At 36.5% G+C, this 25,906-nt stretch carries 26 protein-coding genes and 1 tRNA gene; 15 read left to right on the top strand and 12 right to left on the bottom strand.

Annotation, left to right across the window (positions count from 1 at the left end; translation table 11 throughout):
* Positions 1-68 precede the first annotated feature (68 nt).
* The gene (locus O5635_RS06950) at positions 69-1,730 is read right to left on the bottom strand and encodes an alpha-D-glucose phosphate-specific phosphoglucomutase (protein WP_052042810.1); all 1,662 of its coding nucleotides are present in this window, start codon (positions 1,728-1,730) and stop codon (positions 69-71) included.
* 77 nt (positions 1,731-1,807) lie between these two features.
* Between O5635_RS06950 and O5635_RS06945 the strand changes: the two genes are divergently transcribed.
* Positions 1,808-1,957 carry a hypothetical protein gene (locus O5635_RS06945; protein WP_193742011.1) on the top strand — a complete coding sequence of 50 codons (150 nt, stop codon included), beginning with the start codon at positions 1,808-1,810 and terminating at the stop codon, positions 1,955-1,957.
* Positions 1,958-1,973: 16 nt separating this feature from the next.
* On the opposite strand, the gene O5635_RS06940 is transcribed toward O5635_RS06945, so the two are convergent.
* Complete coding sequence (locus O5635_RS06940) at positions 1,974-3,062, bottom strand: DUF4912 domain-containing protein (RefSeq protein ID WP_036901761.1); 1,089 nt, start codon at positions 3,060-3,062, stop codon at positions 1,974-1,976.
* Positions 3,063-3,371: 309 nt separating this feature from the next.
* Complete coding sequence (locus tag O5635_RS06935) at positions 3,372-3,734, bottom strand: hypothetical protein (protein WP_152557289.1); 363 nt, start codon at positions 3,732-3,734, stop codon at positions 3,372-3,374.
* Positions 3,735-3,829: 95 nt separating this feature from the next.
* On the opposite strand from O5635_RS06935, the gene sufB reads away from it, so the two are divergent.
* From sufB to O5635_RS06915, 4 genes are read left to right on the top strand one after another with little or no spacing between them, the layout of a single operon-like run.
* Positions 3,830-5,278, top strand: a complete 1,449-nt coding sequence (gene sufB / locus O5635_RS06930; protein ID WP_036901764.1) for a Fe-S cluster assembly protein SufB — start codon at positions 3,830-3,832, stop codon at positions 5,276-5,278.
* Positions 5,279-5,319: 41 nt separating this feature from the next.
* Positions 5,320-6,102 carry a Fe-S cluster assembly ATPase SufC gene (sufC, locus tag O5635_RS06925; RefSeq protein WP_036901766.1) on the top strand — a complete coding sequence of 261 codons (783 nt, stop codon included), beginning with the start codon at positions 5,320-5,322 and terminating at the stop codon, positions 6,100-6,102.
* Complete coding sequence (gene sufD, locus O5635_RS06920) at positions 6,099-7,319, top strand: Fe-S cluster assembly protein SufD (protein ID WP_036901768.1); 1,221 nt, start codon at positions 6,099-6,101, stop codon at positions 7,317-7,319. Before sufC ends, sufD begins: the two co-directional genes overlap by 4 nt.
* A gap of 8 nt (positions 7,320-7,327) precedes the next feature.
* A complete protein-coding gene (locus O5635_RS06915) occupies positions 7,328-8,569 on the top strand; it encodes a SufS family cysteine desulfurase (protein WP_036901770.1) in 1,242 nt (413 codons plus the stop codon).
* Here O5635_RS06915 and O5635_RS06910 read toward each other — a convergent pair.
* Complete coding sequence (locus tag O5635_RS06910; RefSeq protein WP_036901772.1) at positions 8,566-10,512, bottom strand: alpha/beta hydrolase family protein; 1,947 nt, start codon at positions 10,510-10,512, stop codon at positions 8,566-8,568. The two genes, O5635_RS06915 and O5635_RS06910, sit on opposite strands and share 4 nt — an antisense overlap.
* A gap of 48 nt (positions 10,513-10,560) precedes the next feature.
* Here O5635_RS06910 and def point away from each other — a divergent pair, with 48 nt between their 5' ends.
* The 5 genes from def (at position 10,561) to O5635_RS06885 (ending at position 14,504) form a co-directional block, all read left to right on the top strand.
* Positions 10,561-11,166, top strand: coding sequence for a peptide deformylase (def, locus tag O5635_RS06905; RefSeq protein ID WP_036901774.1), 606 nt, complete (start codon positions 10,561-10,563; stop codon positions 11,164-11,166).
* Between the two features lie 82 nt (positions 11,167-11,248).
* Positions 11,249-11,419: a 30S ribosomal protein S21 gene (gene rpsU / locus O5635_RS06900; protein ID WP_036901776.1), complete on the top strand. Its 171-nt coding sequence runs from the start codon at positions 11,249-11,251 to the stop codon at positions 11,417-11,419.
* A gap of 262 nt (positions 11,420-11,681) precedes the next feature.
* A complete protein-coding gene (locus O5635_RS06895) occupies positions 11,682-12,023 on the top strand; it encodes a histidine triad nucleotide-binding protein (RefSeq protein ID WP_036901778.1) in 342 nt (113 codons plus the stop codon).
* A gap of 240 nt (positions 12,024-12,263) precedes the next feature.
* Complete coding sequence (locus tag O5635_RS06890) at positions 12,264-14,249, top strand: ABC transporter ATP-binding protein/permease (RefSeq protein ID WP_052042813.1); 1,986 nt, start codon at positions 12,264-12,266, stop codon at positions 14,247-14,249.
* Between the two features lie 9 nt (positions 14,250-14,258).
* Positions 14,259-14,504 (top strand): chlorophyll a/b-binding protein, encoded by a 246-nt coding sequence (locus O5635_RS06885; RefSeq protein ID WP_052042816.1) that lies wholly within the window; start codon positions 14,259-14,261, stop codon positions 14,502-14,504.
* A 35-nt stretch (positions 14,505-14,539) separates the two neighbouring features.
* On the opposite strand, the gene O5635_RS06880 is transcribed toward O5635_RS06885, so the two are convergent.
* A complete protein-coding gene (locus O5635_RS06880) occupies positions 14,540-15,511 on the bottom strand; it encodes a Ycf66 family protein (protein WP_036901779.1) in 972 nt (323 codons plus the stop codon).
* 88 nt (positions 15,512-15,599) lie between these two features.
* Positions 15,600-15,776, bottom strand: coding sequence for a photosystem II reaction center X protein (gene psbX, locus O5635_RS06875; RefSeq protein ID WP_036901780.1), 177 nt, complete (start codon positions 15,774-15,776; stop codon positions 15,600-15,602).
* An 85-nt stretch (positions 15,777-15,861) separates the two neighbouring features.
* Between psbX and O5635_RS06870 the strand changes: the two genes are divergently transcribed.
* Positions 15,862-16,182 carry a YggT family protein gene (locus tag O5635_RS06870; protein ID WP_036901782.1) on the top strand — a complete coding sequence of 107 codons (321 nt, stop codon included), beginning with the start codon at positions 15,862-15,864 and terminating at the stop codon, positions 16,180-16,182.
* A gap of 27 nt (positions 16,183-16,209) precedes the next feature.
* Here O5635_RS06870 and accC read toward each other — a convergent pair whose 3' ends face one another.
* Positions 16,210-17,559, bottom strand: a complete 1,350-nt coding sequence (accC, locus tag O5635_RS06865; protein WP_036901784.1) for an acetyl-CoA carboxylase biotin carboxylase subunit — start codon at positions 17,557-17,559, stop codon at positions 16,210-16,212.
* 118 nt (positions 17,560-17,677) lie between these two features.
* Here accC and O5635_RS06860 point away from each other — a divergent pair.
* Positions 17,678-17,759, top strand: a tRNA-Leu gene (locus O5635_RS06860).
* A gap of 15 nt (positions 17,760-17,774) precedes the next feature.
* Positions 17,775-19,088 (top strand): glycosyl transferase, encoded by a 1,314-nt coding sequence (locus tag O5635_RS06855; RefSeq protein WP_081934279.1) that lies wholly within the window; start codon positions 17,775-17,777, stop codon positions 19,086-19,088.
* A 17-nt stretch (positions 19,089-19,105) separates the two neighbouring features.
* Here the strand turns inward: O5635_RS06855 and O5635_RS06850 are convergent, their stop codons facing one another.
* The 5 genes from O5635_RS06850 to O5635_RS06830 form a co-directional block, all read right to left on the bottom strand.
* Positions 19,106-20,185 carry a PRC-barrel domain-containing protein gene (locus O5635_RS06850; RefSeq protein WP_036901786.1) on the bottom strand — a complete coding sequence of 360 codons (1,080 nt, stop codon included), beginning with the start codon at positions 20,183-20,185 and terminating at the stop codon, positions 19,106-19,108.
* Positions 20,186-20,252: 67 nt separating this feature from the next.
* Positions 20,253-23,852: a chromosome segregation protein SMC gene (gene smc, locus O5635_RS06845; protein ID WP_036902112.1), complete on the bottom strand. Its 3,600-nt coding sequence runs from the start codon at positions 23,850-23,852 to the stop codon at positions 20,253-20,255.
* Positions 23,853-23,935: 83 nt separating this feature from the next.
* Positions 23,936-24,307, bottom strand: a complete 372-nt coding sequence (locus O5635_RS06840) for a hypothetical protein (protein WP_052042821.1) — start codon at positions 24,305-24,307, stop codon at positions 23,936-23,938.
* Positions 24,308-24,327: 20 nt separating this feature from the next.
* Positions 24,328-24,540 (bottom strand): hypothetical protein, encoded by a 213-nt coding sequence (locus tag O5635_RS06835; protein WP_241462943.1) that lies wholly within the window; start codon positions 24,538-24,540, stop codon positions 24,328-24,330.
* 167 nt (positions 24,541-24,707) lie between these two features.
* Complete coding sequence (locus O5635_RS06830) at positions 24,708-24,839, bottom strand: hypothetical protein (RefSeq protein WP_152557290.1); 132 nt, start codon at positions 24,837-24,839, stop codon at positions 24,708-24,710.
* A 212-nt stretch (positions 24,840-25,051) separates the two neighbouring features.
* On the opposite strand from O5635_RS06830, the gene O5635_RS06825 reads away from it, so the two are divergent.
* Positions 25,052-25,510 (top strand): DUF883 family protein, encoded by a 459-nt coding sequence (locus O5635_RS06825; protein ID WP_036901789.1) that lies wholly within the window; start codon positions 25,052-25,054, stop codon positions 25,508-25,510.
* A complete protein-coding gene (locus O5635_RS06820) occupies positions 25,510-25,902 on the top strand; it encodes a phage holin family protein (protein WP_036901791.1) in 393 nt (130 codons plus the stop codon). Before O5635_RS06825 ends, O5635_RS06820 begins: the two co-directional genes overlap by 1 nt.
* Positions 25,903-25,906 lie beyond the last annotated feature (4 nt).

Below are 25,906 nucleotides of genomic sequence, written 5' to 3'. Positions count from 1 at the left end.
TTATTTTAGTAATACTTTAAAAGTATTTAACTACTAGTTAGATATTTAATGAAAATCAACGTCAATCTTTAAGTAATCACTGTAGGTGATTTCATACCTGTCCGTTTAGTAATTTCTGCCAGGGAGTCTATTTCTTTAATTAAATCAGATAAAGCCTCTTGAGGGTCTAAGTGCAAATTTGAATCAGGCGAAGCATATTTTTCCAAGTAAATTCTTAAAGTAGCTCCTTTAGTCCCAGTACCAGATAATCTAACAATCACTCTACTACCATCATTCAATAAAATTCTTAAGCCCTGATTAGATGTAATTGAATGATCAACGGGATCTTTATAAGAAAAATTATCTGCATGAGAAACAAGTCGCCCAGCAAAGTTTTTCCCAGGTAAAGAAGTAAGAATTAACTCAAGTCTTGAATATAACTCGTTAGCTTTATCTAAAGGTATGGATTCATAATCATGACGAGAATAATAGTGTCTTCCATATTTAGCCCAATGTTGATGCATTAACTCTTCTACCGAACATTTGTTATGAGCTAATATTTGTAGCCAAAAAAGTACGGCCCATAATCCATCTTTTTCCCTTACATGATTACTGCCTGTTCCAAAACTTTCTTCCCCACACAAAGTTATTTGAGAAGAGTCGAGTAAATTACCAAAAAACTTCCACCCAGTAGGTGTTTCATAACATTCGATGCCCAAGTCTTTAGCAACAATATCCACAGCTCCACTGGTTGGCATAGAGCGAGCTACGCCTAACAAACCATCAGAATAAGCTGGTACGCAATTTGCATTAGCTGCTAACACTGCAAGGCTATCGCTAGGGTTAACAAAACAACCTCTGCCTAAAATCATATTTCTATCTCCATCTCCATCACATGCAGCACCAAATGAATAATCTGTACCTAAAAGAAGTAAATCTGCCAATTCTTTGGCATATGTGAGATTTGGATCAGGATGACAACCCCCGAAATCTTCCAAAGGTATACCATTCCTAACAGTGCCTGAAGGAGCACCTAAAATCTCTTCTAATAGTCGCTTTGCATAAGGACCAGTAACTGCATTAAGTGCATCAAAAGCAATTGTAAAATCACCACGCAAAAGAGAGCGAATTTTTTCAAAATCAAAAATACTTGATAGCAAATTGATATAACCATCTACCCCATCAATAACTTCTATTACCATAGAGTTAATTGCATATTTACCTGGTGAAGATAATAAAATTTCTTCATGGGAAATTATCTTATATGAATCAATTATTTTGGTACATTCATAAATATTATTAGTTAAATATTCTGGAGCTGGACCTCCATTAGAGCCATTAATTTTTACACCGAAATCCCCTTGCTCGCCTCCTGAGTTATGACTTGCTGAAAGAATAATGCCGCCAATTGCATTGTTAGTTCTAATTAAATGAGAAGCAGCAGGAGTTGATAGAATTCCATCTACCGTTGTTATAACCCTCCCCACACCATGCGCAGCTGCCATTCTAAGGATTACATCAATTGCTTTCCTATTACCAAATCGACCATCACCTCCTAAAACTAAAACACCATCTTTAACTCCATCCAAATTCCTAAATATTGCTTCAATAAAACTTTCTAAATAATTTGTTTGTTGAAATTCTTTTGTGCTTTTACGGAGACCAGATGTACCTGGTTTTTGATCTAGAAAAGGGGTATCTAAATCTACCCTATACGGAATATATTTGTTGGAATTGTTTTGGAAAGGCATTGAGTTGATGGCGTAGGGAAATAATCAAAAAATTTAATTAAACTAAATTTCAGTGGGGCATTTCAGATGTTCGTAACATGGCAACAAACCAAATAGATGTAAGAAGTAAAACGGCAATTACTCCTGAAGATATGCCAAAGCGCTCAATAATAATTGGCACAGCTAATGGAAGAATAATTGCACCTGCAATAGGAGTTAGTGCTACAAACCAACGCAACATTCTTTAACCAGTATTAGATGGATTTAAAACCATTCGGATTTAGCTTTATCAACTGGATTTGTATTGTCCTCTGGAGTAACGCGTTCAAATTTCATATTAACGTTTCTTTTTTGTTGACCAGAGGAATCTTCAGCTTCTATTAGATAATTCTGCGAACCATCTCTAAAAGGAACCTGCAATCGAAAAGTTCCATCAGAAGCCAAAGGAACTTCTTCTCCACCTATTGTCAATTTTGCAGAAGGGTCTGTTGAGCCATAAACAATTAATTCTGCATCAGCAACTAACCAAAAAGCTCTCTCTCTGGGTGCAATACCGCCAATACCAGACTCATTTAAACCACTAGCCCAAAGTCCAGCTCCCGAATCATTAAAATCTTTGTTAGCCAAACGACCTTCCTGAAATTCTTCTGATCCAACACGAGTTTTCCTAAAATGATTAGTAGCTTTCTGATATAGCCTCTCATGCAATCCACTATCCGATTTCTCAAGCAATTGAGTGCTCTCCACAAAATCACTTGAAGGAGATTCCAAACTAAAAGGCACAAACTGATCAAGGATTTGATCACTAGGATGCAAAGAAGGTACCCGAGCAATAGAAGACGAAGCTAAAGAAATCCATTTTGCACCAAATCTATAACCGAGCTCGACTCGATAATCTCTATCTCCTACAGGGATTGGCAAATACCACTCAGTACTATGACTATCTACTGTGACTTCTCTGAGAGTCCCAGAATTTACCTCACCATTTTGATAACCGGTTACATCAGCCAAACGAAGAGATAATCTACTAGCCCCTTGCGCTTGAGCACGTTTGCGATCATTTTCTGAAATCTCCCAAAAAATATATGCCCATTCTGGATCCCTTGGAAGAAAAACAACCCTTGTAGAAGTTTTTGATTGAAAAAGTGAAGAGCCTAAAAATTTTCTCTTTTTAGGAGCTGCATCTTCATCTAGTAATTTCTCTTCAGACTTTTTTTTCTCTTGATACAAAACAATCTCATTTGCAAGAACAGCTTTTGTTTTACGGCTATATAAAGGCACGCCTAAATCACTAGCTTTCAGTCTAAGTTGACGCAGTGTTAGACGTGACAGGGAATCAATATCTTGGGCCACGTCTTTAAAACCTCCGTTTTTGTTCGGGATCAGTATGTTCTGATTTTCGTCAGATTGGGCGTAGATCTCGACTGTGGTCAGCATCTACTGACTACTGAAAATTTTAGAAAACTTGATATGTTCTTCGAAACAAGCTGAACTGCAAGGGTTTTAAGGAACGAGATCAAAAGTTGAAACGAGAAAAATCATAAAAAAATTTGTTCCTAAAGAAACAAAGCATTAATCCAAAAATTGCACATCCATCATGTTTGCTTTGGGATCATGGATTATTGATTCGATTAGATACGAGAATAATTCTTAAGCCTGAGATTAAAGGCTGGGGTTAAGGCTATATGAGATCAAATGATCTAGCGTGAGCTCCAAAGGTAAAACTCTATAACTTGCAGCTACGTTCTCCAGATAGCTTTCAGCAGAAGCGAATTGCTTCATTAAAACAGGAATGAATTCTGGCTGGTTTTTTAATACGTCTTGGTTCATGCACCATTCCAAACGGACGTCTTCCGAAGGGAAACCTTTCCGGGGAGTTTCTTGATACATCAATTTAAAAGAAGCCAGGCAATGAGCCATCAGCCGTAAATAATGCTTATCAAGACTAGAAGCCTCCACTAAATCAATCTTCTCAATATCCTCAAGATTTAAAGGGCCTTCAATTGGCATCTCAGTATTATTCACCTAAAATGTTTCGATAGGATGTAACCTAGAGTACAAAAGAATAACTGCTCTTAATTGCTGGACTCTTTTTCGAGAAAGGTTTGTCAATTAGCCCTATGACTACAACCAGCTCAATTGAAGAAATTGTATCTTCCACCAGTTCTTATAAATATGGGTTTTCGACAAATGTCATAACCGAAAAAATACCTAAAGGTTTGAATGAAGATATTATTAGATTAATTTCAGCCAAAAAAAATGAGCCTAACTTTCTCCTAGATTTCCGAATAGATGCTTATAGAAAATGGGAAAAGATGAAAGAGCCTAAATGGGCTGATCTAAGCTATCCAGAAATTAATTATCAAGATATAGTTTATTATTGCGCACCCAAAGATATCGAAAAGAAAAAAAGCCTTGATGAAGTAGATCCAGAAATATTAGAAACTTTTGAAAAGCTAGGAATACCACTTAATGAACAAAAACGTTTAACTAATGTTGCCGTTGATGCAGTTTTTGATAGTGTTTCTATTGCAACGACTTTCAAAGAAAAGCTGGCTGAAGATGGAGTTATATTCTGCTCAATCAGTGAAGCTGTTCAAAAATACCCAGAACTAGTGAAGCGTTATTTAGGAACCGTAGTCCCTAAAAATGATAATTTCTTTGCAGCCTTAAACTCTGCAGTATTTAGTGATGGTTCATTTGTATTTATACCAAAAGGTGTCAATTGCCCGATGGAATTATCATCATATTTTAGAATTAACTCAGGAGAATCAGGTCAATTTGAAAGAACATTAATTATTGCAGAAGAAGGCTCATCTGTAAGTTATTTGGAGGGTTGCACTGCACCAATGTTTGACACTAATACACTACACGCCGCAGTAGTAGAGTTAATTGCTCTTGATGACTCTTCTATTAAATATTCAACAGTTCAGAATTGGTATGCAGGTAATGAAGAAGGTGTTGGCGGTATTTATAACTTTGTTACTAAAAGAGGTCACTGTAGGGGTAAAAACAGCAAAATCAGTTGGTCTCAAGTAGAAACAGGTTCTGCAATAACATGGAAATATCCCAGTTGTCTTTTGATAGGGGAGAATTCTATAGGAGAGTTTTACTCTGTAGCTTTAACAAATAACAAGCAGATAGCAGATACAGGGACTAAGATGATACATATTGGGAATAAAACACGTTCTACGATAATAAGTAAGGGGATAAGTGCTGGCAATTCTAAAAATAGTTATAGAGGCCTAGTCGAAATGCGAGCTGGTGCTAAAGGTGCAAAAAACTTTAGTCAATGTGATTCATTACTAATTGGAGCTGAAGCAGAAGCCAATACTTATCCTTATATCCACTCAAAGCAACCCTCCGCCAATGTTGCACATGAAGCAAGTACATCCAAAATTTCGGAAGAGCAATTATTTTATCTTCAGAGTAGAGGAATTAGTAACGAAGAGGCATTATCGATGATGGTAAATGGATTCTGTAAAGATGTATTTAACCAGTTGCCAATGGAATTTGCTTCTGAAGCCAACAGCCTACTTGCACTCAAGCTAGAAGGCTCCGTAGGGTAAGCCCCTCTAACTTCCAACTGAACAAAAAATTGCTACACAAAGTGTCTAATCAAAAGAAAGCTTTATTATTGGAAGTCAATGATCTACATGCTTCAATTGAGGCTAAAAAGATACTAAATGGTGTTAATTTAAAAATTCGTGAAGGAGAAGTTCACGCAATCATGGGCAGGAATGGAAGTGGTAAAAGTACTTTATCTAAGGTAATAGCTGGCCATCCTCTATACACCATTAATTCAGGAGAAATCTCTTTTCAAGGTAAAGCTATAAATAATTTAGAGCCTGAAGAAAGAGCAGCTATGGGGATTTTCCTGGGATTTCAATACCCTGTTGAAGTTCCAGGTGTGAGTAATAGTGAATTTCTAAGAGCTGCAACAAATGCCAGGCGAAAATACCTTAAGAAAGAAGAATTAGATACATTTGAATTTGATGAATTTGTAACTACTTGCCTAGAAGTTATACAAATGAATAGCTCATTTTTAGAAAGAAATCTGAATGAAGGCTTTTCAGGTGGTGAAAAAAAAAGAAATGAAATCCTACAAATGGCTATTTTAGAACCAATAGTATCAATTCTGGATGAAACAGATTCTGGCTTAGATATAGATTCTTTAAGAATAGTTTCTCAAGCTATTAATAAATTATCCACAAAAAAAACATCTACAATATTAATTACCCACTATAAAAGACTACTTGATGAAATTAAACCTGACTTCGTGCATATCATGAATGAAGGTAAGATTATTAAAACAGGAACAATAGATCTTGCAATTGAACTGGAAAAAGGTGGCTTTAAAAGAATCCAAGATTCACAACAAGATAAGAAATGATTAAAAATTCAATAAAAGAATGGGTAGACAAACTCCCAGAGAATAAAGGCTTCTTAACAAAAAGCCAAGAAAAAGCCAAAAAGCAATTAAATCAATATGGTCTGCCAAGCAAAACTTCTGAAGAATGGAAGTTTACAGATATAAAAAAATTAAAACATATGTTATCAATGCCTATCAATGATTTACAAGAAAATATTAGTTTTGCAAGAATGCCTGAAACAGCAAGTAATTCCTTTAGGGTGCAATTAGATTTTAGTATAGAAGAAATAAAGCAGTCTGCTCTTCCTAAAGGAATTAGTCTTCTAGACTCTAAGGAAATTGAATCATTGGCAAAAAAAATATATGCAAACTCTTCATCTAGCTGGACAATGGCAATTAATCAAGCATCATCCAGTTATATATTAGGAATCAAAGTATCAGCTGAAAATAAGCACTCACTGGAAGTTATTGTGCCTACAATTAAGAGTCAATTAACATCTACTAGAGTGTTGATTTTACTAGAAAAAAATGCAAAGCTTGATTTACTAGAAATTATATCAGGAGAAAATAATGCAGCTCAAAGTCACTTGACAGAAATATACTTAGAAGAAAATGCACGAATTAATCATGGTTTAATTGCCATAGGTAATGATTCATTATCTCTATTAGCCAAGCCCTCAATATTGCAAGATAAAAACAGTGATTATTCCTTGCACTTTATGCAAGAGGGTTGGGGGTTAAGCAGAATAGAACCTTCTATCAAGCAATTAAAAGGTCTTGCAAAATCTAGGTTAAATGGTCTGCAAATCTCAAGGGATGATCAACAGCTATCTACACATACATATGTAAAGTTCAATGGTCCTGGAGGCAGCTTGGAGCAATTGCAAAAGGCTATAGCTTTTAATAGCTCACACTCTATCTTTCATGGTGTAATTGATGTTCCAAAGGTTGCTCAAAAAACTAAAGCCTCTCAATTGAGCAAAAATCTTCTTTTATCTGAAAAAGCAGAGATCAATACAAAGCCAGAATTAAAAATTATCGCAGATGATGTTTCATGCACCCATGGTGCAACTATTAGTCAATTAGAAGAAGAAGAGCTTTTCTATATAAACAGTAGGGGTATTAATAGAAATGATGCCTCATTATTAATTCTTGCAGGATACGCAAAAGAGATTGTCCAAAATATTCCTTTACAACCTAAAAGGTGGGCCTTTTTAAATAATCTTTTAGCTATTTAAAAAAAACAATGCAAAAGAAAAATAATATCGCTGAAATTACAAGGATTGATTTCCCTTTAATATCCAATAATAAAAATCTTATTTACTTAGATCATGCCGCTACAAGTCAAAAACCATATAAAGTAATTGATGCTCTAAAGTATTACTATGAATTTGATAATGCAAATGTTCATAGGGGTGCACATCAATTAAGCTGTAGGGCGACCAAAGCATTTGAAAATGCTCGTGATATAACTGCAGGGTTTATTAATGCTGAATCTAGTAGAGAAATTGTTTTCACTAGAAATGCAACTGAAGCAATAAATTTAGTAGCTTATTCATGGGGAGATTCAAATTTAAAAGAAGGCGATGAAATATTAATTAGTTTAATGGAACACCATAGCAATATAGTACCTTGGCAACTTTTAGCAAAAAGAAAAAAATGTATAATTAAATATATAGGGATTACACATAATGGAGAATTAGATATTGATGATGCCTTTTCAAAAATAAATGAAAAAACTCGTATTTGCAGTATTCAACATGTAAGTAATGTTCTTGGCTGTTGCAATCCTATTAATAAAATTGCAGAAAAGGTACATAATTTTGGGGCTTTAATTATGATTGATGCTTGCCAAAGTTTAGCTCATCAACCTATCAATGTAAGGGATTTAAAAATAGATTTTCTTGCTGGTTCAGCGCATAAATTATGTGGTCCTACTGGGAGTGGCTTTTTATGGGCCAAAGAAAAAACTCTTGAGAATATGCCCCCATTTCTAGGTGGAGGTGAAATGATTCAAGATGTTTCTCTAGATAGTGCTACCTGGGCTGATTTGCCACATAAATTCGAAGCAGGAACACCTGCCATAGCAGAGGCTATAGGGATGGGAGCCGCATTAAAATATCTACAATCTATTGGACTACATAATATAAAAAGTTATGAGCGAGAGCTTACGGAATATCTATTTAAAAAATTAGAGCTTATAGAAGATATTTATATAATGGGTCCAAGGCCTGACAAAGATATTAATCGCGCTCCACTGGCAACTTTTACAATCAAAAATATACATTCAAATGATATTGCATCCTTACTAGATGCTAACAATATTTGCATTAGAAGTGGACATCATTGCTGTCAGCCATTGCATAAATTTTTTGGAATCAATTCCTCAGCAAGGGCAAGTCTTAATTTCACATCTACAATAAATGAAATTGACCTCTTTGTTGAACAATTAATTTCAGTTATTAACCTGTTGAAAGACAATTCCTAAATTAAAAGATGCTTCCTAAAAAAAGATTCCGTTTTCTTTAAAACATCAACGCGTGTATTACCATTTCGAAAACCATGTCCTTCATTTTTATAAGTATACAATTCAACAGGTATATTTCTTGAGTCTAAATTCTGAAAGATGTTAATAGTTTGCTCAGGTAAAACTACTTGATCCTTCATACCCTGAAAAAGAATTAGAGGAGAATCTATTTTTTCTACATTATTAATTGGTGATCTGCTTTCATATAATTTTGAATAAGTTTCAAATTTACCTACCAAATAATCCAAATAATATTCTTCAAAACGATGTGTTGATTTTTGCATGGCAATAAGGTCACTCACAGGATATTTACAAGAAGCAACCTTAAAAGTTTTTGTAAAGCATAAACAACATAAGGCAGTAAAACCCCCTGCACTAGAACCTTCTATAGCAATCAAGTTTTGATCAACTTTTCCAGCCTCTACTAATTCCAGGGCTGCAGCTGAACAATCCACCACATCGGCCTCACCCCATTTATTTTTCAATCGATCACGATATGCTCTCCCAAATCCTGATGATCCCGAGTAATTAACATCCAAAACGGTCCATCCTCTAGAAGTCCAGAACTGAATTTCCAAATCCAAGCCACTATTAGTCATAGAAGTAGGGCCACTATGAGCTTTAACTAAAAGAGGTGAATATGCAGATCTACCTTGAATTGGAGGGTAATACCAAGCATGAGTCATTGCGCCTCCAAAGCCTTTAAACCAAAATGATTGAGCCGAACTAATGTCCGCACTATTTAAGAGATTTTCCTTAGAAGCTTGATGTTTCCATTCTCCTGTCTTCAAATCAACCTCAAGCAATCCAGGACTCGTATAAGAATTACTCGCAATTGCAACTGCTTTATGTCGTTCAGAGCTTAAAGAACTCAGATTATGAAAAGGCAGTTGAATTTTTTGAACTATCCCTTGCTTATCCAAAGTTTGCATGGACCATTTGGCCTCTTCACAACCTAGAGCAAGAATTCCATTCTCTATTGGAGAAATAGTTGAAATACCAGAAATCCACTGTGGAGATGCCAACTCAACTTTCATTGGCCATAGTTTGTGAAAGTCAGCAAAATGTTCTTCTGATATGTCAGCTGCTATAACAGCCAAATTCCACCATCCGGAGCTTTCTTCTGCAAGAACCAACTGTCCGTTTGTTAACCATATAGGTTGAAAAATAGAGTTTTGTTCTGTATTAAAGTCCTTTATCTTTTGCAAGATAGAAGGAAAAAATAATTCCCCCATACCATCTAATAAGCCCAAGCAAATTTGACTTGAATCCCAAGGCATATAAGGATTTTGCCATTCAACCCATGACAGTTTTTTTGCATCAGGGCTTAATGATGGATAACCAATAAAATCAGTTGCTTTATAAAGAATTTGTGGTGCTTGATATGCAGCATCTAAAGAAAAACAAACTAAGTAGTCTTGCTTGTTTTTTTCCATAACTCCTATCCATCTATTCCTCTCCAAATCAATCAAGCCATCTGCCACTATGTAACCCTCCTGAACACATAAACAAATTGGAGTAGAACTTTCTTTTATCTCTGTTACTTGGCCATGAGAACTACTCTCCTGAAAGCTCCACTTTTGAAGCCATAGACCTTGATCAATATCGTCAATCCAAGTGATGATCAACTCATTACCTAAATTGGCACATGCATATTCACCGCCGCCATAACCATGCAAACGACTTTTAATGTTGACAGTGTTTGATGTGAGTTCCTTCGATACAAAGTTTGAATTGCCCCAAGGTCTAGCCATTAAGGTTGTTCTCCCTTGTTCATAAGGGCGTTGCTCTAACCAAATAATCCAATTTCTTATTAATTTGGGAGATTTAATTTTTGGAATTTGACCCAAAGCAAACTCTGCATCTATAAATTTTTGATTTTTTGATGAGTGTTTTTTATCCATACCATCTTAAAAATGAGTAAAGTCTGTAATAGCTTTAAGAATTTCGCCTTGGCTAGGAATTTTGCTCAACTCGCAAAAAACGCAGAAAAAGGCGGAAGCAATATTCTTGTTTCTAAAGAACCTACGGAAAAACCATCACTAGAGATCCATACATTAGGCAACCTTGGCTTACGACAATCCGCAAAACGCATTAGCAAAGTTGATGATTCTATAAGAACAATAATTAAAAAGATGCTTCACAGCATGTATTCAGCAAAAGGAATTGGCTTAGCAGCTCCGCAAGTAGGAATCCATCAGCAACTTCTAGTAATAGATTTAGATATTGAAAACTCCACCACTCCGCCAATTATTTTAATTAATCCAGAAATAACAGAATTTAGCGCTTCAATAGAAACATATGAAGAGGGATGCTTAAGCATCCCTGGTGTTTATCTCAATGTAATTAGGCCATCCTCTATCAAATTAAATTATCGCGATGAAATGGGGCGACCTAAAAAACTCAGCGCCGATGGCCTTTTATCACGTTGTATTCAGCATGAAATGGATCATCTCAATGGAGTTTTATTTGTAGATAGAGTGACCAATCAAGAAGATTTAAATAAAGAATTAACAGAGCATGGTTTTCAACAAAAGGATGTGATGTCGATACCATAAAGGCATAAACTGATCATTTTGAAGAAACTCAATTGATACGAAATAGCTTTTGCTATAATTAAATGCTTATTTAGATTATTGAATGGCTCAGGTTACTGTTGGAGAAAACGAAGGTATTGAATCGGCTATTCGTCGTTTCAAAAGGCAAGTGTCAAAAGCAGGTATTTTTATGGATATAAAGCGCCTCAGGCACCATGAAACTCCTGTTGAAAAATACAAGAGAAAACAATTACAAAGACACAGGCGTAGATAAGAGCATTTCTGAAGATGCACAAAATAGAGTGAAATTACTCTTTTAAGGAAATTAGAATTTAGCCAAAATAAGTTTAGAGATTGAACTAAGCAATGCCTAAACCTCTTCAAAGCCTAAAGTCTTGGCTAGCTGAAGCCCTGGAGTTCACCATTGGAAGTCCAACGTCCCATAATGATTTGCCCCCTGCCATAGGTCCACAGCCTTATCGAGATAAGCCCATAAAAATTCACTAATATCAATTTGGTTACGTAAAAGCTTTTTGATGGCAGAAGAAACTATTTTTGGTCGGATTCTTCAAGGAGAGATTCCTTGTGATGAAATATATAGTGACGCTGAATGCTTAGCTTTTCGTGACATACAACCACAAGCACCTGTCCATTTTCTTGTTATCCCAAGGAAACCATTAACAAGCCTTAAAGCAGCTGGTCATGAGGACTGCAAATTATTAGGACATTTATTATTAGTTTCTGCACAAGTAGCCCAAGCAGAAAAATTGAGCAATTGGCGAACAATTATCAATACTGGAGCCGAAGCTGGCCAAACTGTTTTTCATTTACATATCCATGTTATTGGTGGAAGAAAGCTAAATTGGCCTCCTGGCTAAACTTGCTTCTGACTCTTATTACACCTTCAATTAACATAGAGACCTTGGTGGTTGAAATTTTTAGAGGGTAGGGACCAAAATTATCAACTGGTCAAAATTTGGTAGAAAACTTCTTTTATTAGGATCTATACAAAATTTGCTTTTGTCCTTTTTTGGAAGCTAGAAACTCTTAATCTCTTTCAAAGATATAGAATTCAAATTAATTAGTTCTCCTAAATCAATAGAGACAAAGATATAACCATGGCCAAATCACCGATTTCAAAAATAGAAAATCTTAAAGGTCAGCTTTCAAAATTAAGGCGTTTAACACAGCCTTTCTTTTTACCTTTAGAACAAAACAGTGGATGGGAATTTGTTTGGCTGCTAGTTTCACTGCTATTTTGCGTAGGAGGCCTGGTACTGGTATCTCTTACTGGATTAATAGAAATCTTAGAAAAGATTTTCCCTCTTCTATTAGAGAAGTATTTCAATGGTGTAGTACAAACAATTAAATATATCTGGACTAGTTTCTGGGGTTGGATTTTTTCGGCACTATTTTTTGTAGGAAGTATTACCTTTTTCAATTACAGACTTCAAATAAGAAATCAAAGGTGGGTTCATTGGTCTTTGCTTGGGATAGTTGTTGTTATGTTATTAGCTATAAATGGCATTAATGCAGGCATAGGGTTCATTGCACGAGACCTGACAAATGCTCTAGTTGAAAAACAAGAAGCTGGATTTTATAAGATTTTAGGAATTTATGCATGTTGTTTTATTATTGCTTTACCAATTCGTGTTTCTCAAATATTTTTTACCTTTAAATTATCGATTATTTGGAGAGAATGGTTATCAAAAAGTTTGATTTTTGATTATTTAAAAAATAAAACATATTTTATTCTTAACCCTAACGATGAAGAAGCTACTGATGTAGACAATCCAGATCAACGGATTACAGAAGATACAAAGGCATTTACTGAACAAAGTTTGAATTTTACTCTTGGCATATTCGACGCTTTTCTGACATTTTCTTTAAATATAATTATTTTAATTAGTATAAGTAAAATCCTAACATTATCATTATTTATCTATGCAGCTATTGCTACAACTATTTTAATTATTGCCGGTAAAAATCTAGTTAAGATAAATTTTGACCAATTAAGGTATGAAGCTGATTTTAGATATGGTTTAGTTCATATTCGTAACAATGCAGAATCAATTGCATTTTATTCTGGTGAAAACTCAGAAAGAACTGAGACTCAAAGACGGTTAACAGAAGTAGTTCGAAATTTCAATCTTCTAATTGTCTGGAAAGCAATCATATTTGCAATGAAGCGATCTCTAAATTATGCAGGTATATTTTTCCCTTATTTAATAATGGCAGTGCCATATTTTAATGGTGAAATTGATTATGGAAGATTTATTCAAGCAAGTTTTGCCTTTAATATGGTTGAAGGTTCTCTATTCTTTATAGTTAATCAAATAGATGAACTTGCGAAATTTACTGCTGGCGTAGGCCGCCTTGAAGGCTTTCAATCAAAAGTTGAAAAAGTTAGTCAAAGGAAACCTTCTCAAGAAAAAATTAACTCTTCTTCGAACTCAATTCTTATTAAAAATGCTGATTTATATCCACCAGGTAGTAATACTCCCATCATCTCAGATCTCAGTGTAAATGTTAATTATTCTGAAAGTTTATTAGTAGTGGGCCCTTCTGGTTGTGGAAAAACTTCATTACTTAGGATGATTAGTGGCTTATGGGAACCAATTAGAGGTGTTGTTGAAAGACCTGAGACAGGAGATTTGTTATTTATTCCGCAAAAGCCTTATATGATACTTGGTTCTTTAAGAGAGCAACTATGTTACCCAACAGATGTCAACAAGTTTACTGATGATCATCTTAGGTCTGTACTTGAAGAAGTTAACCTTTCATCAATGATAAATAGATATCCTGATCTAAATGTTAAACAAGATTGGCCAAGGATACTCTCCCTGGGAGAGCAGCAAAGATTAGCATTTGGCAGATTGCTTTTAAATTCGCCAAGGTTTGCAGTATTAGATGAAGCAACTAGCGCTCTAGATGTAAAAACAGAAAAAATGTTATATGAACTTCTCAAGCAACGTGATCTATCTGTAATTAGTGTTGGGCATAGGCCAACGCTAATAGAATTTCATGAATCTGTACTAGAGCTAATGGGTCAGGGTTCATGGAAACTACTATCTGCAAGTAGCTACAAATTTGAAAGATCGTAAAATGCTTTTATGAGCACAAACAAACCTACAAACCTACAAGCAGTGGAACCATCTATTAATCCAGTCAGCGAAAATAATAATGATTCTTCTAATGATTTAGCTACTGCTACAACCTCAGATATCCCTGCTTTTGGTTGGAGTGCATACGCTGAAAGGGTAAATGGACGTTTTGCAATGGTTGGATTCATAGCAATTCTGCTAATAGAAGCATTAAGCAGATCTAACTTCCTTGAATGGGCAGGATTTATCTCCTAAATTTTTCACTTGAAATCTTAAGTCAATCAAGAATATCAATCATCAAATCTTGAACTATTATCTCTTGGCCTTGAGTTTGAAGTTCTAGGGGATCTAGGGGATCTATCATCATTATCAGAAAAATTTTGTTGGGCTCTTGCAGAAGGGTTTACTCTCCCTGATCCTGAACCAGATGATCTAGTACCTCTTTTAACTGATGGAGAAAACGCAGCGTCCTCTGCATTTCTGTTAATAGGCGCTCCCTTTGGCTCTCTAAATCTTCTAGAAGAAGGGCTTTGGTCATTTTGAGCATTATTCCGTTTGCCATCATCTAGATCTCTAGATCTTCTATTTACTGAAGGGTCTCTAGTAGCTACTGGCCTACTACCTCTCCTCTGATCTTGCCTAAAACTTCTTCGATCACCAAAACTAGATCTTTTATCCAATTGATCCGAAGAATTTCGAAATCTTGCCATTCTTCTAGATTGCTCAGGGTCCTGATTTAAAGAATCACTTTGGACGCGACTTCTCCTACTAGCTGCTTGTTCAGGAATAGCAGGACGGGGAGTTCTTTTTGGTCTATAGAAATCTTCGTCTGATTGTCCATAATCATCTCTATCAGAACCAGAAAATCTCCTTCTAATTGACTGAGGTTCTTCGAATTGATCAAAATCGTCTTCATCTGAAGACCTATAACTCCTTTTAGGAGGAACAGGAGAATCAAAATCATCATCAAAATAAGATGACCTCCTAGCCTGATCAGTGGCAACTCCTCTTAGGCGAACACTTTCATAAGCAAAGAAAACTGTTGTTCCAGCAAGTAGAAATTGTCCAAATTGAAGAATCGGGTCTAGGCGCCAACCCTGAAAAAATAAAATCCCGCCACATAACAAACCTATAGCCGCAAAAAAAACATCGTAATCCCTAGCCAAAGCTGGCTTGAAGGATCGCAAGAAATAGAGACCCGCACCGGATACGGCCAAGACAATACCTACAATGCTGGCCCAATTAAGACTGGCATTGACCAAAAGTTAAGCCCCCAAAAACGACCTGTTACGAGGTCAAAAAAGAACCTCGTAACAGCAGTCTAAGAAAGAAGCAAGAATTGCCTAGGGCTTACCCCCTTCTTTCTAAAGCATCTTTCTGAGAAACCCAAATCAAAAACGACGCTGCAGGAACAACAATTAATGCTGCTGCTGCTAAAAAGCTGCCAATCATTCCGATGGCAGAGTTAGTCGCTGCCTGACTGGAAATGGCAACATCTAGGAAGAGATTTAACACAGGAAAAGCCATTACAGCTGTTTCAAACCCAAAAGCTAGACAATCTTACGGATTAATCGCATGTTTATACGATAGATGTACATATCCTTAGAGCTTTGTGACGCCAATCTTGATTCAAGGACTTCCAATTCTAGCTTTCTCATTGAGCATATTTTTGGCAGCATTCTCTCTCGCATTCCTTATGAGGATTGTCATGACATGGTATTCCCAGGAAAATTTCAAAGGGAAGATCTGGATTTTATTTGTCTTTCCAACTGAACCTTTCTTAAAAAATACAAGACGGCTTATTCCTCCAATTGGAGGAGTGGATATCACTCCAGTTATTTGGTTTGGAATAATAAGCCTCATACGAGAGTTATTAGTTGGTCAGCAAGGAATCATTTCTCAGATAATTTTCAATAGCCATTCTTTCCAATAAGGAGCATCTTTAGTTTTTCATCACTAATTAATTATTGAGCATTTCTTGCTCAACGTATTTCGTATGAACATCTCCATTTAAAAAGTCTTGTCGATCAAGTAATTGCAAATGAAAGTCAATAGTAGTTGGAATGCCAGTAACTGCACATTCATTAAGTGCTCGCCTCATTCTTTTAAGCGCTGACTGACGATCATGATCCCAAACAATTAACTTCCCTATTAAAGAATCATAAAAAGGGGGTATCTCATAACCTGTATATACATGACTATCGACTCTTACACCAGGACCTCCAGGAGGAAGCCAACCAGTGATTTTGCCAGGAGAAGGACGGAAATTATGAGACGAATCTTCAGCATTAATCCTGCATTCAATAGCATGTCCACGAAGTTGCACATCATCCTGAGTAAATGAAATTGCTTCCCCTCCGGCAATACGAAGTTGTTCTGCAATTAAATCAATACCAGTAACCATTTCTGTTACTGGATGCTCTACTTGGATGCGTGTATTCATTTCCATGAAATAAAAATTACCTTGACGGTCAAGCAAAAATTCAACCGTACCTGCTCCTTCATATTTGATACTTTTCGCAGCTGAAACAGCAGCTTCTCCCATCCGAAGTCTTAAATTAGAATCTAATGCTGGACTAGGTGATTCTTCTAATAATTTCTGATGACGTCTTTGAATAGAGCAATCCCTTTCTCCCAGATGTACAACATTGCCATGGCTATCTGCCAAAATCTGCACCTCTACATGGCGAGGTCGGTCAATAAATTTTTCCATATATAAGCCAGGGTTGCCAAATGCAGCCTCTGCCTCACCCTGAGCAGCTTTAAACAAATCTTCAAGGCTATCTGGACCGGGAACCAAGCGCATACCGCGTCCACCGCCTCCTGCAGTGGCTTTAATCATAACTGGATAACCTATTTGCTTAGCGAATGTTGCGGCCTCCTCAGGGCTACCCAGCAAGCCATCTGTCCCTGGAACAGTTGGAACTCCGACATTAATCATTGTTGACTTAGCTGTTGCTTTATCGCCCATTGAACGAATTGCATTTGCGGCAGGGCCTACAAAAACAATTCCATGATCAGAGCACATTTCTGCAAATCGATCATTTTCAGCTAAAAATCCATAACCTGGATGAATGGCATCCACGCCTCTAGATGTTGCTGCAGCCAAAATATTTGGAACATTTAAGTAACTTTTATTGCTGGGGGAATCGCCCACACAAACTGCCTCATCAGCAAGTTGCACATGCAATGCATTTCTATCAATGGTGCTATATACAGCCACAGTAGAAATGCCTAACTCCCTGCAACTGCGGAGAATGCGTAACGCAATCTCGCCGCGGTTAGCAATTAGAACCTTGCCGATAGGCATGCACAATCTCTAATATTTAGCGGATCGTATCAGTGCTCGACCCCTTTATTCGAAAGATCTTGAATAATGGTTGCCGTTATGATCTGATTGAACCTAGTCTTTTGACTTAGATTCTCAAGCGGATGTGGTGGAATTGGTAGACACGCACGTCTAAGGAGCGTGTGGCTTTGGCCTTGCGAGTTCAAGTCTCGCCATCCGCATGATTTAACTAGAAATTGCATTCAATAACCACCACAAAAAATAAATCAAAAACTTTTTCATTGGTAATTGTTTCTAATGGTCCAGGGGAAATATCTACTTGGGTTAAACCTGTTGTAGAAAAACTAAATTCAAAAATAGAAGCCATTCATAAAACTAAATCTGTTCTAATCAAAAAGCATTTGGTTTTAGTCCCATGCCCAAATGCAACAGGGAGTGAGCATGAAGTTGCTAAAAAATGGAATTATTTTGAAACAATATCTCGTCCGAAATCATTCTGGCATTTATTAATTAAGCCTCATAAATATCATTCATTCTCAAATGAAGGGATCGTAATTTTTCTGGGCGGAGATCAATTCTGGACTGTTTTATTATCTTTAAGATTAGGCTTTCAGCATATAACTTATGCTGAATGGGTTGCAAGGTGGCCACATTGGAATAATCGTATTGCAGCGATGTCAAATAAAGTAAAAAAATCTATCCCTAAATCCATTAGGAATCGTTGTACAGTTGTGGGTGATTTAATGGCTGATTTAAATATTCAGGGCAGCAACGAGTACTCTTTAACTAAAGATAAATGGATCGCTTTGTTACCAGGCTCTAAAAAAGCCAAACTTTCCGTAGGTATTCCTTTTTTTCTAGAGTTAGCAGATCAATTATCAAAATTGATGCCGGAATGTCACTTCTTACTACCCGTTGCACCTACTACATGTATACAAGAATTAGAATACTTTAGTAATGCGCAACACAACTCCATTGCTAGTAAATATAAATCCGGTATTAAGCAAATTAGTTCGTCTTTCGAAAATAAAGAGTGTAAAAAATTGATCACATTGAACGGGACTGAGATAGAGCTAATCGAAGATCATCCAGCCCACAAGGCTCTTATTCAATGCCAATTAGCCTTAACAACAGTAGGTGCAAATACTGCTGAATTAGGAGCTTTAGGTATACCAATGATTGTGATTGTTCCCACACAACATATTCACGTTATGGAAGCATGGGATGGATTAATGGGAATAATTTCTAGACTACCAATATTAAAATATTTTATTGGTATTTTAATCTCACTATGGCGGATGAGAAAAAATCGCTATATGGCATGGCCAAATATAACTGCAAATAAAATGATTGTGCCTGAAAGAATTGGTGATATTTACCCTAAAGACATAGCAAAGGAAGCATTTGAATGGATATCTTCCCCTGAAAGACTTAAAGGTCAAAAAGAAGATTTAAGAAGTTTAAGAGGTCAACCTGGTGCAGCAGAAAGAATGGCAGTTGAAATAATTAACTTAATACCTAAATCATTTGTTAATGATAAAAATGTTTAAAATAAATTAGAAAAGTATTACCAAGGATCCTCGATTGAATCATGATTATCTAAGATCGATTGATCTTTTGTAATTGGAATTTCTGTATTCTCTAAACTATTTTCTTCCATCGGTTCAACATCTAATAATTCATCGTTATTTTGTATTGCTCGACGACTCTGCATCTGGACTTCATTAATAGGCTGGTCATTTATATTCCGTTTTTTTGAAGCTGAGCGATATTCTTCATTGTATTGACCTAATTGAATATCATCTTCATAGTATTCGTTATATTGATCCGTACTTGTAGGAATCGGATCTTCTAAGTATCTAGATTTTAATTCTCTGAATTTATTACTATCTTCTAACTCAACATATTCTAATTCTTGTTCTTCTTCTTGAAACACTTCTTGAGATGAAGCTTGTAAAACCTTTTGCTCCTGTACCAAATCTTCCCCAGAAGACAATTGATTCTCTACTGGCACAAGATTGACTCGATATCTTTCTCTTTCTCTTTCTTCCCAACTAGTACCTCCTACTCCTAATTTTTCTAGCAAACCGCTACTTAATTGTTTCAATTTCTCTTCTGCTCCCTCATAAACAATAATTCTGTCAGCACCACTACTAACGATTTCATCTACAGGGATTTCCCAAGTACTTAAAACACCCTCCCCTAAAAGCGGCACACCCAACGCACCCATAACTAAACTAATCAACTCTCCAGTCTCAATATCAAAAGAAAAGCCAAGGACTCTTCCTAATTGCTCACCTGATTCAGTAATCACTTGACAATTGATTACCTTGCTATACCTATCAGATTCAAAGTTTTCACTTAAAGAGTCAATTGAGTCAACTAAAATTACATCCCCTACTTGTCGAATTCGATCAAGAAGCATCCATTTTGGAAGCCCAGGTAAAAAACGAGTCAATGGGTTATCTCTCAATCCAAGCGCTATCACTTCACGTCTGTCTATATCAACAACAACCTCTCCAACAACTCCTAAACGGCGCCCTGTATCAGTAGTAATGACCTGCGTTCCCATCAATTCTGCACGCAACCAAAGCCTGTCAGTTGGTATCGCTTCAGATGAGTCGCTGGGGAATTGCGTATTGGTCAAACTATGTCCTTATTTTCTGAAGTGTTCAAATCATTTTGACTCAAAAGTAAGAATATTGGCATTTTTTTCAGGCAGCAGTAGGCAAACCAACAACCTGTGTATGAGATCCGCGTGCTTGAGTGACACCAATAGTTCTTGTTGCAGCGGCAATCATTGGCCTACGATGACTAACAACCATAAACTGTGCATCCTCTGCCTGACTAGCAATTAAAGCTGATAAACGTTCAACATTGACGCCATCGAGAAAACTATCAACTTCATCTAATGCATAAAATGGTGAAGGGCGAAAACGTTGTAATGCAAATAAGAAACTTAAAGCAGTTAATGACTTTTCCCCTCCAGACATCGCAGCCAGTCTTCTCACAGCTTTACCTTTTGGATGAGCAACTAAAGTAAGTCCTCCTTCAAGAGGATCGTCAGAATTATCAAGCTGAAGATGCCCATCGCCTTCAGACAAACTCGCAAAAATTTGACGAAAATAACCATCTACCGCTTGAAAAGCTTCCATAAAAGCCTCTTGCCTCAAAGTCGCAACAGTTTCAACACGCAAAAGTAATTCAGAGCGTTCTTCGGTTAAAACTTCTAGCTTTTCAGCAAGATCCGTGAGTCTCAATTCTAGTTTTTCTAATTCTTCCAAAGCAAGCATATTGACTGGTTCTAACGCTTCAATACGTTTTTCAATGTCTTTTAATTGATTCTGCAGGGCCTCTAATCCTTGTGAAATAACTTCTTCTGAAATCTCAGGTAATGGATCGGGAAGATTTTTTTCTAATTCACAAATTCTAACCTCACTTGACCTTAATTCCTCATCAAGGCTTTTAATATCTTCTACTAATCTTTCTAATTTCCATTGCATATCCTGAAATAATTGACGAGCATTTGAAAGTTCAGCCTCTGCCTTATCCCTTTCTTTACGCTTTTCACCAAAACTTGTTTCAAGATTTTTTTTCTCTAGTTCAAGTTTATTTTTTTTCTCTACTAAAATTATACTTTGTTCTTTCCATTGCTTATGTTGTTTAGCTAATAAATCTATTGCATCCTGTAAACGGTTTTGCTCAATAAAAAGTGAATTCTTTTTGTCTTCCATCCGTTCTAAAACTAATTCACCCTTCCTTTTTTCATTTAAAATTTGATCTCTGTCTGCACGAGCTTCTTCAAAATTTAAATCTGCAATTTTAAATCCCTCCTGCATTTGACGCCAATTATCAGAATGCTCACCAGCATCAAATAACTTGTAATTCTTATCTATATCTTCCAGCCGAGCAATTAAGGGTTTAATTTTCTTGGCAAGCAAGTTTAATCGTTTCGTATAATCATTTTTAGTATTATCTAAAGAGTTTAATCTATCATTTCTTTCTTTGGTTCGTTCAAATAAAGGGCCATTAGAACGCTTAAATGCTGACCTTTGAGCATCTAAGGAAGCCTGTTTCTGCTCTAAGTTCCTTAACAAAGAGCGATGGTTTTCTAAAAAGTTAATTAAATCATTTTCTTCTTGAGCAGACTTTAAAAGAGTTTCTCCTAAGTCAAGCAATCTGTTTCGTAAAGGCTCTATTTCATCTGTTTCAGAACTATTGCCAAAGCTTAAATAACTACTTCTACCTATCAAACTACCACCTGTCATTGCACCAGTTTTTTCTAATAGTTCTCCAGCAAGAGTTACAGAACGATATTTGCCTAAATGATCTCGAGCAGAATTAATATCATTAAAAACAAGAGTTTCTCCTAAGACATAAGCAAAAATGCATTTATAAATTGGATCAAATGCAATAAGGTCAACTGCTTTACCAAGGAGGCCATTAATGTTTGTATTTGTACCCCTTAATAAATGATCTTGATTTCTTGAAACTCCTAACTTACGGATTTTGTTAAGAGGTAAAAAAGTTAATCTTCCTGCTTTTTTCTTTTTTAACAAATCAATTGCCTTCGCAGCAATATGATCATCATCAACCACTATCTGTCCAATTCTCGCTCCTGCAGCAACTTCTAAAGCAAGGCGATGATGATTATCTACTTCAGCTAACTTTGCTACAGGTCCATGAATACCCTCCAACCCAGATTGGAGTAAAAGCCTTAGAGCCCCAGTACCTCTGCTTTCCTGTAAAGTTTCTCTCCTACTTTCTAAACGAGCTATTTCTTTCTCAATTCTTGTTTGATCTTTAGAAAGACGTAATCGAGTTCTTTCCTGTAAAAGTAACTGGTCATTTTTCACTTTAATCTCTTGCTTTGTAGTCTCAATCTCATTTAGGAGTTGCTCCCATTCTCTATTAAGGCCTTCCAACTCGTTTTGTATTTTTTGATCCTCCACAGTGTCTCGATCCTGATCAGCTGTAAGCTCTTTTACTCTTTCTCCAATCTGTAAAAGTCCCTCTTCCAATTTTTGTTGCTCTTCCTGAAGAGGCCTAAGCTCTAGATGCAATGTTTGACGAGTTGCTGTTAAATCCCTTTGCTGATCAATCAAATCCCCTGAATGGCCTGCTATATCAGCAAGTCTTCTTTTTGAAACTTCTAAAGCTGCTTGAGCATCTTTATATTTAGCCTCTGCAGTTTGAAGTTTGAAAGGTAAGTCAGAATCTATTCTTGAAGGAGTTTCTTCTTGTATTGAATGTTGTCGGGCAATTAAATCTTTTCTTGTTTCCTGCAATTTTTGACCTTCTTCTTTGTTGTGAATAGCTTGCCTATCTAGCTCACGTGATTGAGTTTCTAAGCCTGCTATTTCTGCTTGAACAGCGATTAATTTATCTTCTCCTAAAGCTTTAACTTCTTTTTGCAGTATTTGCAATTTATTGGAGGAGTCTGCAAGTTTTTTTTCTACTTCAAGAAGAGAGTTTCTATCAAGTGTTTCTTTTTCTAATAACTTCCTTCTACGGATTTTAAGCTCCTCAAAAGCTTCTTTGGCGGCCTTAAAAGCTAAGACAGATTCTTGCTGCCTAACAAGCTGATATTCATCTTTAAGCTGTTTGTATAGCCTAGCTTTTTCACAATCTTTCTCTAAGCGCTGCTTAGAGGCAAGTAACTCTTGCTCAACAATTCGACAACGTTCTTGACGTTCAAAAACATTGTCAAGCTTTGTACGAGCTTGCTCAATGCGATGATCAAAAAGTGCAACACCTGCCAATTCATCAATCAGTCCCCGGCGATCTTTATTGCTCATAGAAACAATTCGAGTTACATCACCCTGCATCACTACGTTGCTTCCTTCAGGGTCAATTCTCAAACGTCTCAATTGAGTTTGAAGTTGCTGCAAAGTACATATCTCACCATCCGAACTGTAAATAGAACTATAGGAACCTCCTGGCATCACTCGTAGACGTCTAGAAACAATCCACTCTTTCTGACCATGCTTAATCCATGGTCCTTCTTCAGGAATCTCTAGGCCATCTTCTGCTAAATCAGGTTCCCAATCATGGAGGTCAAACCTAACCGAAACAACTGTCTCTGCTGATTTACCCGCTCTCAAAACCCCACTATTAACAAGATCAGGCAACCTATCAGCTCGCATGCCTCTGCTCGTAGCCAAGCCAAGGCAAAACAAAATTCCATCAAGAATATTGCTTTTACCAGATCCATTAGGTCCAGTTACAACAGTAAATCCCTTTTCCAAAGGGATCCTCATCGATCCCCCAAAGGACTTAAAATGTGTAAGCTCTACCTGATTGATGTAAACCAACAGGACAAAAGCTATAGAGACCAAAGACTAGCGAAGCCTTCAAGAAGCTCAAGTCTTCATTAGCTAAATGAAATTGAATTTTTCTAAAGATATAGTCTGCAAGTATTTTTAACTAACTCAAAGTTGCCAAAGATGGTCTGACTTCTTAGCTCTATCAAAATTCTCTCTTGAGGATCTCGTGGCAAATCCCCTAAAAAAATACCCCCTTCAACACGCTTGACCCAGCCTCTTCCTCCAGAGATATAAGACTGTTCTACATCCAACCATTTAAGTTTATGTGGAGAACTATCCTTAACAAAAATGGAGGGGCCTTCGAGTTTAGGTATTGCTTCTAATCTCCAAGTTCTACAATCAATCTTATCTTCTAGAAGAAAGTCAAAGTGCATATCATCTATCTGATTTCTGGAAACTCTATGCTCAAGCAAAATCCATCTTCTTTGAAATAATTTAATCACTAGAGTGAATAAAAATGAAGTTACATTTTCTTGTTCAGCTTTAACTGTTCGGTCTTACATGCCATTCTAGCTGAAAAATTAGCTATAGCTGTTTTCTTTTGATTTAGTTTTACTAGCTCAACGGCTATATCTCTAAGCATTCCTACATCTTCACAAGCATAAATAATTCTAATTAATTGCTCAGTTTGAAATTTTTGCTGAAGATTCAAATCAATTGATTCCTTGCAAGACATAACTTTAATAAACAGGAAGTTAAATTTTGAACTTTTAGCGAATACTGAACTTAGACAAAAATTAATTAATGCAAAGTCTTTGTTCAGAGAAAAATGCACTCGAAACAAAACAAACCCCTACCGTATAGGGATTTTATAGAGATATTAAAGCGTAAAAGAGCTTGGATTCAATCCCCAGGAACAAACCGCAATGCAATCAAAAGCAAGCTCCCTGCACCAGCTATAGAGGCAAGAATAAGGCCAAAATCGGTAGGGATAGTATTGGACGCAAAAAACATTGCAGACAATCCGACGTCCATGATCACTAAATAAGTTACACAAGACCTCTAGCACTAGAAGCCTTCATATAGCAAATGAATGTAAGCAAAGAAGACTTTTCAATGTCTTTAAACCTTAAGAAAAACAATATCCAAATGAAATCGAATTGTTGCGTTGATTTGAAAAGATCAACTAATACAAGGGTTCCATTGAGTCAATGTGGTTACTAGGCTTGAAAAAATAGTCTGGATTTATGGAATCTGTGAATTCCTCGCCCTTCGAAGCCCAGGCATCAGCTAACACTGAATCTCATAAAGATCTTTCTGAGCAATGGTTCAGTGATCAATTTGATGCCTTGCTACCAAGAATCCAAGAGCGATGGCCTGAAGTCGCCAAGCAAACGCTAGAAGCTACAAAGGGAAGCCTTGATGAAGTGGTTCGTGTTATTTCCTCACATTCAGGCAAAACTTCGTATGGAGTAAAAGAACAATTAGAAGAACTCTTTAATTCTGCCTCTGATCGCACCAAGGATCTTGCGGACAGCCTAGAACCTTTAGAGAAGCAATTAGAAGATCTACTAGATGAATTAAATCAAACCTTAAGACCACGTATTGAGAAGCCAATTCGAAAAAGACCGTTACTTGCTATTGGCATTGCAACTGGTTTAGGTGTTTTACTCGGAATACTGCTCGCGGGAGGTAAAAGATCTTAATGGAAAATCATCATCAAACAAACAAACAAAAATTAGGAGCAGCAGCAAGAGTAACAGCTCTTGCAAGTTCAGTTATGGACCTTCACGTCCGAATTGCCTTGCAAGAAATGGATAGAGAAAAACGTCGATTAATCAGTGGAGGTATTTTTCTTGCTACAGGGGGAATACTGATGTTATTTGCACTAATCGCATGCGAAATATTATTAGGACTATGGCTACAGAGTCGAACTAATTTAAATTTTGAAGGGACCCTTATAGTTCTCAGCTTGATCAATATCACCATTGCTGGAGCTTGCTTGAGACTTGGTGGTCATCTTGCAAAAGGTCCTTATCTCCCGGAAACACTTGAAGGAATCACAAAGACAACCAAAGCAGTTTTTGGTAAGCCTTAATTGA

The organism is Prochlorococcus marinus str. MIT 0919, assembly GCF_027359375.1.
Taxonomy (GTDB): Bacteria; Cyanobacteriota; Cyanobacteriia; order PCC-6307; family Cyanobiaceae; genus Prochlorococcus_D.
The sequence above is the reverse complement of the archived record's forward strand: the minus strand, read 5'-3'. Positions and strand labels throughout refer to the sequence as shown.

What these genes read in the sequence shown, in the direction of transcription:
- O5635_RS06950 (WP_052042810.1), bottom strand. Translation starts at nt 1,730, where the DNA reads ATGCCTTTCCAAAACAATTCCAACAAATATATTCCGTATAGGGTAGAT.
- O5635_RS06945 (WP_193742011.1), top strand. Translation starts at nt 1,808, where the DNA reads ATGGCAACAAACCAAATAGATGTAAGAAGTAAAACGGCAATTACTCCT.
- sufB (WP_036901764.1), top strand. Translation starts at nt 3,830, where the DNA reads ATGACTACAACCAGCTCAATTGAAGAAATTGTATCTTCCACCAGTTCT.
- sufD (WP_036901768.1), top strand. Translation starts at nt 6,099, where the DNA reads ATGATTAAAAATTCAATAAAAGAATGGGTAGACAAACTCCCAGAGAAT.
- O5635_RS06915 (WP_036901770.1), top strand. Translation starts at nt 7,328, where the DNA reads ATGCAAAAGAAAAATAATATCGCTGAAATTACAAGGATTGATTTCCCT.
- O5635_RS06910 (WP_036901772.1), bottom strand. Translation starts at nt 10,512, where the DNA reads ATGGATAAAAAACACTCATCAAAAAATCAAAAATTTATAGATGCAGAG.
- rpsU (WP_036901776.1), top strand. Translation starts at nt 11,249, where the DNA reads ATGGCTCAGGTTACTGTTGGAGAAAACGAAGGTATTGAATCGGCTATT.
- O5635_RS06895 (WP_036901778.1), top strand. Translation starts at nt 11,682, where the DNA reads ATGGCAGAAGAAACTATTTTTGGTCGGATTCTTCAAGGAGAGATTCCT.
- O5635_RS06890 (WP_052042813.1), top strand. Translation starts at nt 12,264, where the DNA reads ATGGCCAAATCACCGATTTCAAAAATAGAAAATCTTAAAGGTCAGCTT.
- O5635_RS06885 (WP_052042816.1), top strand. Translation starts at nt 14,259, where the DNA reads ATGAGCACAAACAAACCTACAAACCTACAAGCAGTGGAACCATCTATT.
- psbX (WP_036901780.1), bottom strand. Translation starts at nt 15,776, where the DNA reads ATGGCTTTTCCTGTGTTAAATCTCTTCCTAGATGTTGCCATTTCCAGT.
- accC (WP_036901784.1), bottom strand. Translation starts at nt 17,559, where the DNA reads ATGCCTATCGGCAAGGTTCTAATTGCTAACCGCGGCGAGATTGCGTTA.
- O5635_RS06835 (WP_241462943.1), bottom strand. Translation starts at nt 24,540, where the DNA reads ATGTCTTGCAAGGAATCAATTGATTTGAATCTTCAGCAAAAATTTCAA.
- O5635_RS06830 (WP_152557290.1), bottom strand. Translation starts at nt 24,839, where the DNA reads ATGGACGTCGGATTGTCTGCAATGTTTTTTGCGTCCAATACTATCCCT.
- O5635_RS06825 (WP_036901789.1), top strand. Translation starts at nt 25,052, where the DNA reads ATGGAATCTGTGAATTCCTCGCCCTTCGAAGCCCAGGCATCAGCTAAC.
- O5635_RS06820 (WP_036901791.1), top strand. Translation starts at nt 25,510, where the DNA reads ATGGAAAATCATCATCAAACAAACAAACAAAAATTAGGAGCAGCAGCA.